The sequence below is a fragment of the Pseudomonas sp. IT-P176 genome, assembly GCF_949767245.1.
Lineage (GTDB): Bacteria > Pseudomonadota > Gammaproteobacteria > Pseudomonadales > Pseudomonadaceae > Aquipseudomonas.
Genome location: NZ_CATKPN010000089.1, coordinates 1 through 1,182, shown reverse-complemented (window position 1 = coordinate 1,182; position 1,182 = coordinate 1). Strand labels below are relative to the sequence as shown.

Below are 1,182 nucleotides of genomic sequence, written 5' to 3'. Positions count from 1 at the left end.
CTGTTCATCGGGGTGGGCCAAGGGTTAAGCCTGTTTGTGCGCAAGCTGGGCATCAAGCTGATCGCCAACCAGGGCCCGGTGAGCGTCCAGGCACAGAACGACACGTTGCAACTGATGGCCCGCCACGGCCTGGAGATCACCAGCACCGAGGATGAAATCCGCATCACGGCGAAGAAAAAAATCACCCTCAATGCCGGGGGTAGCTACATCACCCTTGATCAGAATTGCATCGAGTCCGCGACGGCAGGAGACGTCCGTATCAAGGCGGCGCACTTCGAGTACGTTCCGGGCAAGGTTGCGCAGGCCGCACGGCTCGGGGCACTGCCAGCACCCATCGATCCGCCGCTGGCGTTCAACCAGCAATTTCGGATATTCGCCGATGACGCCGAGCAGGTCCTGGCCAATATGCCTTACAAGATCACCGCAGCCGGCGGCAAAGTCTGGAAAGGCAATACCGACAGCCAAGGCTTTACGGAGCGTGTCTTCACCGCCAACCCTGAAGAGCTTTCGCTGAGCTATGGCCTGGAAGAAGAGGAGGAAGAGGAAGAACTCGACGGCATCACCCTGCGCCTGGGCCTGTTCTTTGATGGCACCGGCAACAACCAGGCTAATGCCGCCGCTACCGAGCAATGCCGGCGCGAGGATCTGCAGTTATTCGACCGCGACGAACTGGCAAGCATCGTCCAGCAGTGTGAGCGGTATGGATTTGAAGGGTTCGATGGGGATGGATTCGACCGGGGGCCGGATGACAGTTTTGGGAATGCACCGAGTAATGTGGCGCATTTGTACGACCTGTATCCAGACAGTACTGCGACGCCAGTAACGCCTGCTACAGAGATCGTTTATCTCAAGGTTTACCTGGAGGGCATTGGTACACGAAGTGGCGGCAACGACTCGCTCTTCGGTCAGGGCACTGGGAGAGGGGGAACCGGGGTGGTGGCGCGGGTGGAGCAAGCACCAGAGGCTATCATAGGTCAACTTCGTGACTTTACGGGTGCCAACCCCGGGACGTCCATTCGCCGTATCGAGTTCGACATCTTTGGCTTCAGTCGTGGCGCCGCCGCTGCGCGGCATTGCGCCAACGAGCTGCTCAAACCGGGCCGTGGACTGTTCAGCGAATTGCTGCAAGGCGGTCGTTTCGGGCTGCTGGGCAGTTTTGATTCGGCGGTAGACGTCAGCCTT

Annotated in this window: 1 protein-coding gene; it reads left to right on the top strand. The window is 59.3% G+C overall.

All coding sequences use genetic code 11. The annotated features are described in order from the left end of the window. Window positions 1-1,182 (top strand): DUF2345 domain-containing protein (locus ACM6IP_RS22745; RefSeq protein WP_414862326.1); only part of this gene is annotated, 1,182 nt, incomplete at both ends.